We start from the raw sequence: 15,171 nt of genomic DNA, 5'->3' as shown, positions 1-15,171 counted from the left end.
ACAAAAAAGACATATAGCAAAGACGAGTAGTATTCATAAAGCAATAAAAAAGGCAGCGTCCAACTCGCTGCCTTTTGGTTGGGCTAATGTATGCAAGTGTCAATAGTAGGACAAAGGTTGAACCTTGCCCCAAAAGACTCGGTACGAAAATAGCGTATATGCAATTAAGGTCGGCACCACAATGACTACGCCATATAATAAGAAAGTAAGAGCCGATGCGTCAGCGACCGCTTCGAAGATGGTTAGCTTGCCTGGCACTACGAATGGGTAAAAGCTATAAACTAAGCCGAAGAAGCAAAGCACAAAGATAAATGCTGAAATCAGGAACGGTAACCAAGCACCATTATCCGGCGACTTTGGTAGTTTTTGTAACACAAGTTCTAAAATTACAAAGAGCGACAAGCAAATAATCGGGGCTGGTAATACGACTAAGGCCATCGGGAGGTCAAACCAACGCTCATAGATCCACTCATTAATCGCTGGGTTGATGATAGATACGAGCAGCACCCCAACAAAGGCTACTCTCGCAAATTTTTTGCACCAGCTAATCGCATCTTGCTGCAATTGCCCTTCACACTTCATAATTAGCCATGCAGAACCAATCAAGCCATACGCGCAGACAACGCCAATTCCACTAAAGACCGCAAATGCATGGGCAAGAGGGGTATTTTCAAAGCCTATGACATAAAGCCCCAGCATATACCCTTGCGCAAACGAGGTGAGTAGCGACCCAAATTTAAATACTTTGTCCCACCGCCTTTGGCGTTTAACTCTCGCTTTTGCTCTGAAATCAAAAGCGACACCACGCATAATTAAGCCAAAGAGTAAAAACACAACAGGAATGTAGAGCGCCTGCAAGATCATACTATGGGCTTGAGGAAATGCGATAAATGCGAGGCCTACAGCTAAAACTAACCACGTTTCATTAGCATCCCAAAATGGACCGATAGAGGCTATCATAGTGTCTGCGGTTTCTTTATCGTCCAGCGGGATCATCATGCCAACGCCAAGGTCGTAACCATCTAATATTGCATAAACAAGCACAGCGAGTGCCATCAAACCGGCATAGATGAGAGATAGATATTCCGGATTAAACACGAGTCACCTCCTCAGCAAATTCCTTCATGTCGTACTCTTCCACTTCTACAGACTTGCTAGCAGTGTGGAACAAAGTGCGAATATAAGCGTACAGTAAGATTGCATATATCGTCAGATAGCCAATGAGTGTAAATAAGACATTTTCTGAGGCAATTGTTGTGACTGCATCTTCAACTCTTAAGATACCACTGACGATATAAGGTTGGCGGCCAATTTCTGTGACATACCAGCCTGCGAGGGTAGCCACCCAGCCTGAGAAAGTCATCGCAACAAGCGTTTTCAGTTGCCACTTCGGTAACTCGCCCTTTTTCCATAATGTAAAACGAGTGACAAACGCAACTAAGATCATCAGCATGCCCATCCCAACCATGATTCTAAAACCGAAAAAGACGGGCTTAACAGGTGGGTGTTCACCTTTAAATTCATTAAGCCCTTTAATTTCACCGTTAACGTCGTGGGTAAGAATAAAACTTGCCATGTTAGGAATACCGAGCGCAAAGTCGTTGCGTCTTTCTTCCTCATTCGGAATTGCGAATAATAGTAGTGGTGCACCTTTCTCTGTTTCCCAAACCCCTTCCATTGCTGCAATTTTTTGTGGTTGATGTTTTAGCGTATTTAGGCCATGCAAATCGCCAACGAAAGCCTGCAATGGAGTAAGCAGGGCCGCAACTGTTAACGCAACGGTTAGCGCCTTTTTGGGGGCATGTTTTTCGTCGTTTTTCAGCATCCGATACGCACTGACACCAGCTATCAAAAATGAAGCCGTCAGTGCACTAGCTAGTAGCATATGGAAGAAGCGATAACCGAATGAAGGATTGAAAATAACTTCAAACCAGTCCGTGGGATATACGATACCGTCTCTAAGTTCAAAGCCCGTCGGGGTTTGCATCCAACTATTCAAAGACAGGATCCAAAATGCGGAAAGCGTTGTACCTATGGCGACGATAAAAGTGGCTAAAGTATGTATTTTAGGTGGTACGCGCTTCATGCCAAACAACATGATCCCTAAAAATGTTGCTTCCATAAAAAATGCGGTCAATACTTCATAACCGAGCAAGGGACCTGCAATATTGCCGACTTTCTCCATAAAGCCGGGCCAGTTTGTACCAAACTGGAACGACATGGTAATGCCGCTTACGACACCGAGTGCAAAGGTTAATGCAAAAATTTTGACCCAAAAGCGATAAGCTCTTAACCAAACCGGGTGTTCGGTTAGGTCATACTTGAGTTTAAAAAACGCCAGAAACCAAGCTAACGCGATGGTTATCGTGGGAAAGAGAATATGAAAACTAATATTTGCTGCGAATTGTATTCGCGACAACAACAACGTATCAAGCATGACGCACCTCGCACTTTAAGACTTACGTAATAATTTATCCTTTAAATCTATTACTTTACTCACAGAAGAACCGAGCTTCATCAACGATTGCAATTGCTCTGGTGATAGGCGTTGAAGTTCCGCTGACCACTTAGTGACGGTTTCAAGTAGGTCATGAATGGATTGCATTTGCTGCTGTGCATACACTTCTTCAGGTGAGTTGGCGCTATCTAGGATTTGGTCACGAAGTAGAGTTAGTGTTGGGTCGATTTCCCTTTTTCTTCTCTCTTCAAATACGCGGTTAGCGAGATCCCAAATAGAGCCGTTTGGAGAGTAGTATTCTTTACGGTCGCCGGGAATATGATGCACCTTAACTAGTTGCCAAGATTGCAATTCTTTTATTCCCATACTCACGTTACCGCGTGAAATTTTTAACGCATCGGCGATTTCGTTCGCTGTTAATGGTTTTTCATTAATAACCAACAAACCAACCATTTGTCCTATAGTTCTGTTGAAACCCCAACGGCTTCCCATTTCGCCGCAATGAAGTACAAAATTTTCTATTTTTGGTGATAAGTTCATTGTTCTAAACTTTCAGTAATTATTGAAACTTTAATATAAAGGTCACTTTGACTTAGATCAAGCATTAATTAAGCTCAACTACAACATAGTGAAAGTTAACCTTCCCCGAATATCTATAATTGCCATCCACTGACCGCAAATCAATATAAATTTCAAATCATTGTGATTTAATGCGGCCACAATCACACGGATTATGCTGCACAGCCTCCTACTTTTGCAGCGGTACTCACATGACACGGGAATTTATACATGTTAAGAATCCTCCTTTTCACCTTATCTATCTTTAGTTGCACTGCTTTTGCTGAGCGCGCGACAACCATATTGATCTCCATTGATGGGTTTAGATGGGATTACATTGAAAAACACGATGCAAAGAATATTGCAAATCTTGCGAAGCAGGGCGTCCGCGCGACTAAGCTATGGCCTCAATATCCGACTAAGACATTTCCGAATCACTTATCTATTGTTACGGGTTTAAAACCAATCAATCATGGCATTGTCGATAATTACTTTTGTGATAAGAAGCGTGAAGAGTGTTATAAGATGGGAATGGGTAAAGTGGATAGCTCGTGGATAAGTGGTATTCCGTTATGGAATCTTGTAAAAATGCACGGGTATAAGTCTGCCGCGTATTTCTGGCCTGAATCAGACGCTAGAATCAATGGTATGACGCCTGACTATTACTATCACTATTCAAAACAAGCCGATTACAAGAACCGTCTAAATGAAATACACAGCTGGCTAAAATTACCAAAAAGCGAAAAACCATTGTTTGTCGCCAGCTACTTTTCTCTAGTGGATACCATGGGTCATGAATACGGACCAGATCATGAAAAAACGAGAGAAGCGGTACAATTTGTTGATGGCTTAATTGGAGATTTTGTCGCTGTTTTGAAAAGGGACAAAATTAAAGTGAACTTAGTACTCGTTTCTGACCACGGTATGGCAAGCGTAGAGCCAAGCAAAGCCGTGATCCTCGAAGAGCTAGATATACCTGAAGATTGGACGATAAAAAATAGCGGAACGAGGGTGTCACTTTATGCGTTAGGTGATAAAGTCCTTGAAACAGAGACGCTTATACAGCAGTTACGTAAAAAAGCGAATGGTCGTTATAAAGTATTAAATCGTGAGCGAAAACTGCAATTAAATGGCGGTGAGTCTTCTCGTATCGGTGACATTATCCTGCAAGCAAAAGCGCCTATTGTCTTTATGCAAAAAGGCAAGCAAGGCTATTATGGTACGCATGGGTATGAGGTGACACCTGATATGGCCGCATTTTTTGTCGCAAGTGGCCCTGCCTTTAAATCGGGTGTAACGATAGAACAAGCTAGCAATTTAGAAGTTTACCCAACACTTACACACATTATGGGGCTTAAACCACTTAATGAGCTTGATAGTAGGGGGGAAAACCTATTAAAGCTAGTTAGGCAGTAAAACAGGCCATTTATTGTGTTCAGAGCCGATAAATAACGAGGCTCTGAACAAAAGCAGTAAAGCGCGCTACTTTTTATTGGAAGCCTTCATTAATCGTTTTGCTAAAGCAAAGACAATATAGACAAGAACCAAGGAATTAAGGACAAGCAGTGCATCTTTATCAGATACGAACATCCATATCGCCGCGAGCGCAAGGCAAGCAAGTGTAAAGTGGCCAACTAGTGGATTGGTAGTCTTTTTCTTCATTAGAACTTCGCTGTATTTATGTTCAGATTATTTTACACCTGATAGCTGAGACAATACCAATAATCCGTTCAAAAAACTAAATATTTTTGGCTATGTGGTTATAATACCGGCACACAGAATGTGCACGTTCTTATTCGTTATTGGTCTGACCAGAAGTTTGATATAGATTAACTGTTTCATTCAAACGAATAGCTAAAATGTCATGGAAGTACATTAAAGAGAATTCTTAGTGGTACAAATAAATAAAGCAAAACATTGGTTAGACCTCAAAAAGCTCATACTCATTCTTGCCACATTATGCGTATTTACTTCGTTGCTAAACGCTCTGTTCTCAAGCTACCAAGTTCAAAAGCAAGTGATGGTAAAAGATACCTTGGAGGCAAATCGCGCTTATGCAACTAAGCTCGCGGATGTTACTGATCTCTTTTTACAATCAGTTTTGATGCAATTAAAAGCGTCGAGCGAAACTATCGCCTCGGAGCTAGATAACCCAGAGTTGGTCGATAACGAACTTAAGCAAATGCTTACTCGAACTCATAGTTTTGATTCAATCGTGCTAGTCAACGCCGATGGAGAAATTATCGGTGCTCAACCCAGTTCACTCGGTGTTGTTGGGACTACGCTTATAAATGAAGCCGAAACATCGCCACTTCGTAAACAGGCACCTTTCATTGTAGGGCCATTTATCTCTCCCGCCGGAAATTTGATGGTGAGCCCAACACACCCAATGTTTGATAGAGAAGGTAAATTTGTCGGCTTTATCGCAGCTGGGATTTATCTAAAAGGAGATAATATCTTAGGGCGGCTTCTTGCTAACCACCATCATAAGGACAAGACCTATATTTTTGTTACTGGACCAAACGGCAAACTAATCTATCATCACGACGATCATCGAATAGGACAAGATGTCACTGAAAATGAAGTCGTTGGGTCTCTGCTTAATAAAGTTTCAGGGTCAGCACAAGTGATAAATACCCAAGGCGTTGCGATGCTTGCGGGCTATGCTCTGGTTCCCACAAGTGGTTGGGGCGTAGTAGCACAACGTCCGTTAGAAGTTACCATGTCGCACCTTTCTAATACTATGCGGCACGTACTCAAAACTACCATTCCATTTACTGTACTTTTGTTAATTTGTGTACTTGGACTCGGAACCTTAATAGCAAAGCCCCTATGGCGATTAGCTAAGTTATCAGAGCAAGTGCAAGATGGTAGAAACATAGATTTTCCACATGTATCTACATGGTATTATGAAGCCGCATGGCTTTATCAGGCAATGCACAGCAGTGTTAAGAACTTAGGAGCACAGATCCAACGCTTTGACGATGAAAGAAAGCAAGATCAGCTTACTCATTTATTCAATAGACGAGGAATGGAAAAGTGGCTGGAGACTGCCTATGAGCAGCAAACTCCGTTTAGCATTATTGCGCTCGATATCGATCACTTCAAACATGTGAATGATACTTACGGCCACGATGTTGGTGATGTAGTAATCAGAAAACTCGCCGAGCTGATGCGCACTAATGCACGTGAACAAGATCACTTATGTCGTAGCGGTGGAGAAGAGTTTTTAATGTTTTTGCCATATGTAGACATTGATAAAGCAGACATAATTGCAGAACGCTTGCGTGCATGTACCGCTGAAACTGAGTTTGGTGAAGCTGGGCATATTACGATTTCACTTGGTATCTCTCACTGGCCGCTGTGCTCTGAGGATTTGCATCATGCACTTAAACTTGCAGACAGAAGTCTATATCAGGCGAAAGCAAACGGCAGGAACCGTGTTGAACATGCCGTTTTAGCCAATCACAATGTAGCATAATTGGAAATTTGATATTAAAAAGTGAAATTTGCTCCGAATATCGGTAAGATGCGTTGCAATTTTACCGTTACCAAATTTGGAGCTGTACTTTCCATGGCAAAAACATTGAAAGTTCCTCATACACTAGTCCTGCTACTAGGTATGACGCTAATTGCATTACTGTCGACTTGGATTATTCCACAAGGCTTTTTTGATACTGCAACTACTGACTCTGGCAGACAGGTTGTGCTTGCTGGTACCTACCATATTGCAGAAGAGTCTGTTCATCTTACACCTTGGGATCTGCTAAAAGCTATTCCTCGTGCGTTTGCTGCTGCGCAAGACGTAATCTTTTTCGTTATGATTGTTGGTGGTGTACTCGCAATCGCACGTGCAACAGGCACCGTTGATGCGTTGATCGGTCGTTTACTTGAGAAAAATGGCGATAAACCACAAAAACTCATTTTTATGGTAGTGTTCTGTTTTGCAATCGCGTCAAGCGCTATTGGTACAGCAGGCGAATACATCCCGTTTGTGCTGATTTTAGTTGCACTCTGTAAAGCAATGAAGCTGGATGCCATGACCGCTGTTGGTATGATCATTGCCGGCTATGGTATTGGTTACGGTGTCTCGGCATTCAACCCATTTACGGTATTAATTGCTCAGCAAATTGCTGAAGTACCTGTCTATTCGGGCATATGGTTGAGATTTGCTATTTTTGTTCCATTTGTACTGATTGGCTTTCATCATGTATGGAGCTATACAAAAAAGGTACAGCAAAACCCTGAGCACTCTATGATGAAAGACGTGCCTTGCCCACTGGCAGGTCAGGCTGCGCCAAGCTATCCGCAGCTTAATGGTCGTCATAGAACTATTCTACTTACCTTCATTGTTACGCTTGTCTGTGCGGTTTGGGGTATTGCGACTCAAGGATGGTATCTCTACGAACTAGGTGGCTTATTTATCGCCTGGGGTATCGTTATTTCAATTCTTGGTAAACTTTCAGCTGATGAAGCCGCAAACCGATTTATCGAAGGAGTCTCAGATCTTGTTACTACTGCAGTGCTTATTGGTGTAGCTCGTGGTATTGCACTAATTCTAGAGGATGGTCAAATTCTTCATACGATTGTACATGGTCTTTCAACACCACTTTCTTATGTCGCTGCGGAAGTTTCAGCTGTTGGTATGTTACTTATCCAAACGCTTTTAAATATGTTCATACCTTCGGGCTCTGGTCAGGCTTATGTTACCATGCCATTGATGGTTCCAGTAGGTGACCTAGTTGGTGTACCAAGGCAAGTTGCAGTACTTGCGTATCAGTTTGGTGATGGTTTCTCAAACATGATAGTACCGACCAATGCAGTATTAATGGGGATACTCGGCATGGCTGGTGTCCCATATACCCATTGGTTTAGATTCTGTATGCCGTTAATGGCTAAACTCATGGTAGCAGCGGCAACTGTGTTGGTACTCGCTGTGATGTTTGGTTATGGTTTGGACGTGCAACCACAACTGTAGATAAACAAATTTTCTTCTTAGATAGCGCCAATCGGCGCTATCTTGCTTTTACTAGACTCAATTTCTTTTCAAAAAGCAAATTTATTGATCTGTATTTATATTCTATGTAGTTTAATAAGCTATTATTATTTATTAAACAAAAATCTTGGTCGAGAATTAGCCATACAGACTTCTATGAATTTAACGTTTAGCCATTTTTACAATTTAACATCCACTAATCAGCGATATCAATTTGCATTGAAACAGCTGTTTGAACGGTTTGATGCGGATCATTGTTTTGTGGGTAAGTTTATCGATAACGATAAGCGCGTAAAGACCGTTATGTACCTGGCGGATGGTAAAGAAGTCGATAATATTATTTATGACCTAGAAGGGACGCCGTGTTTTGATGCTAAAGCAAGTAACGAAGTTTGCAGTGTTACCAGTGGCTTGCAACAACTTTATGAAGAAGATGAAATTCTTCGTGTTCTTAGTATAGAGGGGTATTTAGGGGTAACGCTAAGGGCCTTAGATCACAAACCAATAGGAATAATGGTCTGTTTGTTTAATAAAGAAAAACAAGTCAGCTTTGAAGAAAAATTGTGGTTTCAAGAGTTAGGACACCTGATCTCAACGGAGCTTAACCACAATTTAGAATTGACTAAACAAGGTATTTTACTAAAGCAACTTGCAAAAGGTGAGCAAATAGCGGACCTATGCACATGGACATGGCAACTTAAACAAAATAAGCACTACTTTTCCCCCCACCTAAATCATCTACTTAAGACAAAAGCTCATTCTCCGTCGCTGTCATTATTGCTCGATAAACTCACGATAGAAGATAGTGAAAGGCTGCGGATTGCATTAGAAAAAGTGAGGTTAGGTGCCGTTCGCAATACTGATTTGCAAGTTTCATTGGCCGCTCGCACGGAAAATCATGGGTTATTAAGAATTATTGGGCAAGTAGAGTCTGATGAGCAGCATAGCGATGAGTTTGTATTCACTGCGACTATTCAAGATATTAGCTATATTTCATCGCTAAATAAACAGCTCGAACTCACTAATGTTGTGTTCGAGCATGCTACAGAAGCCATTATGATCACCAATAATGAAAATAAAATCATTATGGTGAATCGTGCTTTTGAGCGGCTAACGGGTTATACCGGCTACGAATTATTGGGCCAAGACCCCGCGGTGTTATCATCTGGTAAGCAAGATAAATCATTCTATGAAGCCATGTGGGCATCATTGAGCACGGTTGGCCATTGGAAAGGAGAGATCCACAACCGTCGCAAGAACGGTCAGATTTATCCTGAGGAATTAACACTGAGTGTGGTGAAGGATGAGCAAGGTCGAGTTGCTAACTACGTCGGCATTTTTAGAGATATTACCGAATGGAAGCGTAATGAGTCTCAACTTACCTTCTACGCCAACCATGAACCATTAACAGCATTATTAAATCGCCGCAGTTTTATGCAGCGATTGGAAGAACAAATATCGGGCTCTAGAAGTAACAATACCAGTTGTTCACTGCTTTTCATTGGCTTAGACAGGTTTAAAGAAGTGAACGATGTTTTTGGTCCGGAGATTGGCGATAAGGTACTTATTTCTGTAGCTAAACGATTAAAAAATGCAGTTCGCCAAAATGACATTATCGCAAGATATGGTGGTGATGAATTTGCGCTATTGCTCACTCATAGCGATGTAGAAAGCGCGCTTAAAATTGCTCAAAAGCTTTCACTGAAACTTTCTCAGCCCTATGTATTTAATGAAATTACTATAGAAGTCACTTGTTCTACAGGTATTGCACAGCTCGAGGCTGGCTCTCGGATCACCGCGGCTAACTTACTCAGAAACGCAGCGCATGCACTCAATAGCGTGAAAAAGACCGAGCGCGGACAGGTAGCCTTACACAATGCGGCAATTCAAAATGCCTATTTAAATAAAATAAAGCTTAAAGACAAGTTAAAGCAGGCACTGAAAGAAGGAGCGCTTACTGTTTATTATCAACCGATCGTTAATGCAGATACCAACCACATCACAAAGTTTGAAGCCCTAGTACGTTGGTTTGATGATGAATACGGAATGGTATCACCAGGTACTTTCATTCCTATTGCTGAAGAATTTGGTCTTATTCATTTAGTTGGACAGTTTGTACTTGAGCGTAGTTGCCAAGACTTAGCAAAGATCCACCAAGCTGGTTTTACAGAGGTTGGGATCTCTATTAACCGTTCTGTTAGTGAGTTTAAAGCCAGTATTAATCAGGTGAAGTTAATTACCAGTGCCATCGAAAAAGCAAAGATCCCGTATGAAGCAATTACCATTGAAGTTACCGAATCGCTTGCTACAAATCGCTATACTTGGAAAACGCTTAATCAACTGAGAGAACATGGGATCAAGGTTTCGCTTGATGATTTTTGTACTGGCTATTCATCATTAAGTAACTTGATAGAAAATCAGGTGGATTACCTAAAAATAGACAAAAGCTTTGTCGACAGCCTGATGTCTGATTACAACAAACAAGTAATGATTGACTGCCTCATTAAGCTCAGTGATAAGTTGGGAATTGGTGTGATAGCCGAAGGGGTAGAGCAGTTTACTCAACTCGAAAAATTACGAGAGCTCGGTTGTCATCACATTCAAGGATTCTTTTACAGTCCCGCAAAACCAATAGATGCCTGTCTTGAGCTACTCACAACAGACGCTTTTGCTGAACAAACACAAAGTGCGTTAGAAAAATAAAGGTGTGATATTTTGATATCACACCTAAAAATAGCAGATTGCTTCTGCGTCTTTATTACAGCAGTGGTTTTATCAGCGCTGTGATCGCTTTAATGTGATCATCACGGTCGTTTAGTGCGGGAATATAGCGATACTTTTCGCCGCCAGCAGACTCAAATACCTCTCGGTTTTCAACTTCTAACTCTTCGAGTGTTTCTAAGCAGTCTGCACTAAAAGCCGGACTTAAAATAGCGACGTTTTTAATACCTTGACTGGGAAAACTCTCAAGTGTTTTGTCCGTATAAGGTTGTAACCATTCTGCTTTACCAAAACGACTTTGAAAGGTAGTTATTACTTTTTCTTTATCAAGATTAAGTTTTTCAACGACTAATCGAGTCGTTTGCTGACAAAAACAGTGATACGGGTCGCCTCTATCTAAAAATAGCTTTGGTGTACCATGATATGAAAATACCAATTTATCCGGCTCCCCATTCGCCTCAAGATCTTCGCTAATGGAATTAGCTAAAGATTCGATATAGAGCGGATGTTTGTGATAGCCATTAATAAAATGTAGCTCTGGTACCCAGCGCCAACCTCTTAGCACCTTTGAGATCTGATCAAAGGTTGAGCCTGTCGTTGCACTGGAATATTGAGGATATAGTGGCACGATGATAATTCTTGTGATGCCTTTTTCTCTTAATTTCTCAAGCCCTGATTCAATTGACGGGTTGCCATAGCGCATGGCGAGTTCAACTTCGATGTTTTCAAAACCTTCACTGCGTAACTGCTTCTTTATTTTATCAGTTTGCGCTCGACTAATGGTTATCAACGGGGAGCCCTCATCGGTCCAAATTGATTGATAGGCATGTGCTGACTTTTTAGGGCGAACACGTAAAATTATGCCATGTAAAATCATTAACCAAATTAGCCTTGGAATTTCGACTATACGGGGATCGGAGAGAAACTCCGCAAGATAAACTCTAAGTGCCTTAGCCGTCGGTGCATCCGGGCTACCTAAATTCGTAATAAGAATGCCCGTTTTGGAATTAAATCGGCCTTCATGGGGATTATCTGTAATGGCTGAAAAGCGAGACACTTAACGCTCCTTAGATTATCATTTTATTAGGATTATTTTACAAGAAAGGCTATACGGGAGTAAGCCTAATTTCGATCTAAACTGGCATAAATCAATTTGCGCCTAAAATTAACTCACACTATAGTTGTAATTATCGTTAATTAATCCCTTCTCTATTGCTATTCATGGATTGAGGGCGTATTTTTCTGCAAATATTTAAGGGAAAATCAATTTTTTGTTAGTTTTGGACTTGTCTAATGAGAACCAACCACCCAGTAACCCAAAGAGAAAAAACCTTTCCTCGCGATGTAAAACTCATCTCCGTCACTGATCTGAAAGGAAATATTATTGACTGCAATCAAGCGTTTGTTGATGTTAGTGGATTTTCTCGTGATGAGTTAGTTGGTCAACCTCATAATATAGTACGACATCCAGATATGCCACCTGTGGCGTTTCAAACAATGTGGACGCAGCTTAAAACAGGCAAGCCATGGATGGGGATCGTAAAAAACCGCTGTAAAAATGGTGATCACTACTGGGTAGATGCCTATGTAACGCCAATAACAGAAAATGGCAAAATCATTGGCTATGAGTCGGTTAGAAGCTGCCCAGATAGGGCTACGGTTGAACGGGCAAGTCAACTTTATACAAACGTAAATACTAATAAAGGAAGCAGTTTCGGTCTTCCCAAATTACGCGTGATTTGGCCAGTCTTTAACATCATCTCATCACTGGCACTTTGGTATTTTGCTTCTGAGTCTGCAGGATTTTTTTGGTTGATGGCAAATATGCTGGCATATTCAGCCTATGCAACTTGGCGCGATAAAGAACAGCTGAGAAGACTAGAATCTGAGTTGGCGCACAGTTTTTGCGATGAGATATCTGAGCAAGTTTATTCGACTTGGGATGGTACTATGGCATCAATCCAAGTCCGCTTAAAGAGCGAAAGGGCACACCTAGATACAATTCTTACGCGTGTTGAACATGCGGCGCAAAACGTATCTAAAGGAGCGCATACGGCGAGTAAAGAAGCGCGAGCCACCTATGCTGATTTACAAAAGCAGCAAACTGAGACTGAGCTTGTTGCCACAGCAATGAATGAAATGACAACAACCATCAACGATGTCTCTAACAGCGTGCAACTGAGTGCTAAAGATGCTCAGAACTCCCTTGATTTGACTTCTCAAACAGAACAGATCGCTAATAAAACTAAAATTGCTTTTGGTGATTTAAGTAATACCATTGCTGACATCCGCAATTCTGTTGAAGGTGTCTCTAAACAAACTGATAAAATTGCAGCAGCCGCACAAATTATCGAACAAATCGCTGAGCAAACTAATTTGCTAGCACTAAATGCAGCAATTGAAGCTGCGCGAGCTGGTGAGCAAGGTAGGGGCTTTGCAGTAGTTGCTGATGAAGTTAGACATCTAGCACAGCGCACACAAGAGTCGACGAAAGAGATCCATGCAATTATTGAAGAACTAACCAGCAGCACACAAGCGTCAGTAGACATTGCTCAGCAAGGCCAAGAAGAATCGCTTCACGGTATTGAACAGCTGAATCAAAGCACCGATATGCTACAACAAATCACCCAAGCGGTTATCCAAATTAGTGATATGTCGATGCAAATTGCAACTTCGGTTGAGCAACAAGCGGCCGTGTCTGATGACATTAATCAGCAAGTCGTAAACATTGCACAGCTTGCAAACAACAGCCTAGATAGCGCGGACAAAGTGCATCAAGAGAGTAAAGACCTAGAATCGACTGCTAAAGAAATGCACGAGTTGATTGTTCGTTTTAAGCGTAAGTGATGCTATTTAGTTGAGTTAAATGTAGTAGTTCAATCCATCGTTTTTTTGCTAAAATCCTTAAATGATAAAAAGGACATCAGTGGATGTCCTTTTTTCATAGTTAAGGCTCATAGCTTAGTAGTGACAATACTTTTTCAATCGCCGCATCTTTGTTCTCTTTTCTAAATGTGATGTCGAAGGGATCGACTTCAACGTCAACAGGAACACCTAGCACTTCCACATTCAAATCCAAACTATTTTCATAGTACTCATTACTAAGCTCATAAATCCAACCATTAGGCAGCATCCGTGGAAAAGTATCAGAGGTAGCACCAGCTGTAGCGCGTCCTACCAGTGTTACTTGAGGGAGCGCAGACATCGCCAACGCAAAGGTTTCGCCAGCACTGAAAGTACCGTTTGAGGTTAGAAGATAAATATCTTTAAGATAATATGGCCTGTCATTATCAGGCTCTGCATAAACCGATGTCAGCTGATGCAACGCCCCATCATAAAATGTACTAATATCCCAAACAAGCGTATTTTGTGAGATAAAGCGCTTGATTAATTCTAGTGCTTGTATGTCATGGCCACCTTCATTATCGCGAATATCAATAATCAGCTGATTAGTACGGGATAAGTCTGTGAAAATTTCATCCAGTAAATCGTTGAAAGCCGCATTGGCATAACTAATATCTTGACGCTCAATACCTGCTACATCAATAAAGTTTTGAAAATGATAGAGTTTCAAATAACCAATATGTTGACCACCAGTGTTAATCACTCCCCAATTAGGGCCATTCGAACTTTGCTGTTTACGTATTATAAAGTCTTGCTTTGTCTCTTGATCCAGATATTGTGCAATCGTCATTTGTAGTTGATTCGTTTGCGTTTCAATATATTTTTCAGCAAGCTCACCAGTCAAGTTTAGATCAACTGCTTCTCGTTCTAACCTTTTGAATAGGGTAGGTTTAGCTTCAAAATTTATCGGTTCTTCTTCAAGGCTAAAATAAAGCCTGGTGTGACCATCATTTAGTAGTTCAAGTATTTCACGAAATACGCCTAGTAGGTTTGTCTCATTGGCATCACTTAGCTGCCCAGCATACCGGTTATAAACAGCGTCCCAATCTACATTACGCTCAGAGAAAAATGCATAGTGATTTTTCATATCCAGCCAAAAAAGTTCAAAGATTGCCTGTGCGTCAAAGGTATAGTCACTTTTATCAGAGGTAGATATAAATCCGTCTTTACAGACTTCATCGAGACTGGATATTTCAGTGTATTTTACAGGGCCAGAATCGTAGGGTCGTTTATAGGTAAGCAAGCCTGCACTTTTGGCGCTAAACGCGTCAAATAACGGAAGAGGGTCTAATGTCAGAATTGGATAGCAAGAGGAGCCTGTTACTTGCCAGGTCACTAGACGCTCATCAACTATTTGTTTTATTTCACCATAATGTTCCGAATACCAAAGCTCATTTCTTTGCGTTTGTTGAACAACCTCTACGCTGCTTTTATTTTCGTCAAAGTGGCAACCAGCAAGGCCGATACACAAGATTAAAGTGATCGGTCTTAAGTTGAATTTTTTCATCATAACTTCCTATCGATTAAAATATGA

The 15,171-nt window shown here is 41.2% G+C and carries 10 protein-coding genes; 5 read left to right on the top strand and 5 right to left on the bottom strand.

Annotation, left to right across the window (positions count from 1 at the left end; genetic code table 11):
* Window positions 1-99 precede the first annotated feature (99 nt).
* From MHN32_RS09365 to MHN32_RS09355, 3 genes are read right to left on the bottom strand one after another with little or no spacing between them, the layout of a single operon-like run.
* Window positions 100-1,098 carry a cytochrome d ubiquinol oxidase subunit II gene (locus MHN32_RS09365; RefSeq protein ID WP_010372949.1) on the bottom strand — a complete coding sequence of 333 codons (999 nt, stop codon included), beginning with the start codon at window positions 1,096-1,098 and terminating at the stop codon, window positions 100-102.
* Window positions 1,091-2,437: a cytochrome ubiquinol oxidase subunit I gene (locus MHN32_RS09360; protein WP_039495168.1), complete on the bottom strand. Its 1,347-nt coding sequence runs from the start codon at window positions 2,435-2,437 to the stop codon at window positions 1,091-1,093. The genes MHN32_RS09365 and MHN32_RS09360 overlap by 8 nt, the downstream gene beginning before the upstream one ends.
* A gap of 15 nt (window positions 2,438-2,452) precedes the next feature.
* A complete protein-coding gene (locus MHN32_RS09355; RefSeq protein WP_010605404.1) occupies window positions 2,453-2,998 on the bottom strand; it encodes a MarR family transcriptional regulator in 546 nt (181 codons plus the stop codon).
* Between the two features lie 249 nt (window positions 2,999-3,247).
* Between MHN32_RS09355 and MHN32_RS09350 the strand changes: the two genes are divergently transcribed.
* From MHN32_RS09350 to MHN32_RS09335, 4 genes are all read left to right on the top strand, one after another.
* Complete coding sequence (locus MHN32_RS09350) at window positions 3,248-4,432, top strand: ectonucleotide pyrophosphatase/phosphodiesterase (protein WP_239421587.1); 1,185 nt, start codon at window positions 3,248-3,250, stop codon at window positions 4,430-4,432.
* A 475-nt stretch (window positions 4,433-4,907) separates the two neighbouring features.
* Window positions 4,908-6,497 carry a sensor domain-containing diguanylate cyclase gene (locus MHN32_RS09345; RefSeq protein ID WP_102058046.1) on the top strand — a complete coding sequence of 530 codons (1,590 nt, stop codon included), beginning with the start codon at window positions 4,908-4,910 and terminating at the stop codon, window positions 6,495-6,497.
* Between the two features lie 93 nt (window positions 6,498-6,590).
* Window positions 6,591-7,994 carry a TIGR00366 family protein gene (locus MHN32_RS09340; protein ID WP_239421586.1) on the top strand — a complete coding sequence of 468 codons (1,404 nt, stop codon included), beginning with the start codon at window positions 6,591-6,593 and terminating at the stop codon, window positions 7,992-7,994.
* 174 nt (window positions 7,995-8,168) lie between these two features.
* Entirely contained in the window at window positions 8,169-10,715 is a 2,547-nt protein-coding gene (locus MHN32_RS09335) for a GGDEF domain-containing phosphodiesterase (RefSeq protein WP_102058048.1), read from the top strand.
* Window positions 10,716-10,770: 55 nt separating this feature from the next.
* Here MHN32_RS09335 and hemH read toward each other — a convergent pair whose 3' ends face one another.
* The gene (gene hemH, locus MHN32_RS09330) at window positions 10,771-11,790 is read right to left on the bottom strand and encodes a ferrochelatase (RefSeq protein ID WP_239421585.1); all 1,020 of its coding nucleotides are present in this window, start codon (window positions 11,788-11,790) and stop codon (window positions 10,771-10,773) included.
* Between the two features lie 236 nt (window positions 11,791-12,026).
* Here hemH and MHN32_RS09325 point away from each other — a divergent pair, with 236 nt between their 5' ends.
* Window positions 12,027-13,580 carry a PAS domain-containing methyl-accepting chemotaxis protein gene (locus MHN32_RS09325; protein WP_239421584.1) on the top strand — a complete coding sequence of 518 codons (1,554 nt, stop codon included), beginning with the start codon at window positions 12,027-12,029 and terminating at the stop codon, window positions 13,578-13,580.
* Window positions 13,581-13,680: 100 nt separating this feature from the next.
* On the opposite strand, the gene MHN32_RS09320 is transcribed toward MHN32_RS09325, so the two are convergent.
* Window positions 13,681-15,147 carry a S41 family peptidase gene (locus tag MHN32_RS09320; protein ID WP_239421583.1) on the bottom strand — a complete coding sequence of 489 codons (1,467 nt, stop codon included), beginning with the start codon at window positions 15,145-15,147 and terminating at the stop codon, window positions 13,681-13,683.
* Between the last annotated feature and the right edge of the window lie 24 nt (window positions 15,148-15,171).

The organism is Pseudoalteromonas sp. Of11M-6 (assembly GCF_022347905.1).
GTDB lineage: Bacteria > Pseudomonadota > Gammaproteobacteria > Enterobacterales > Alteromonadaceae > Pseudoalteromonas.
This window is presented reverse-complemented; position numbering and strand designations above follow the sequence as displayed.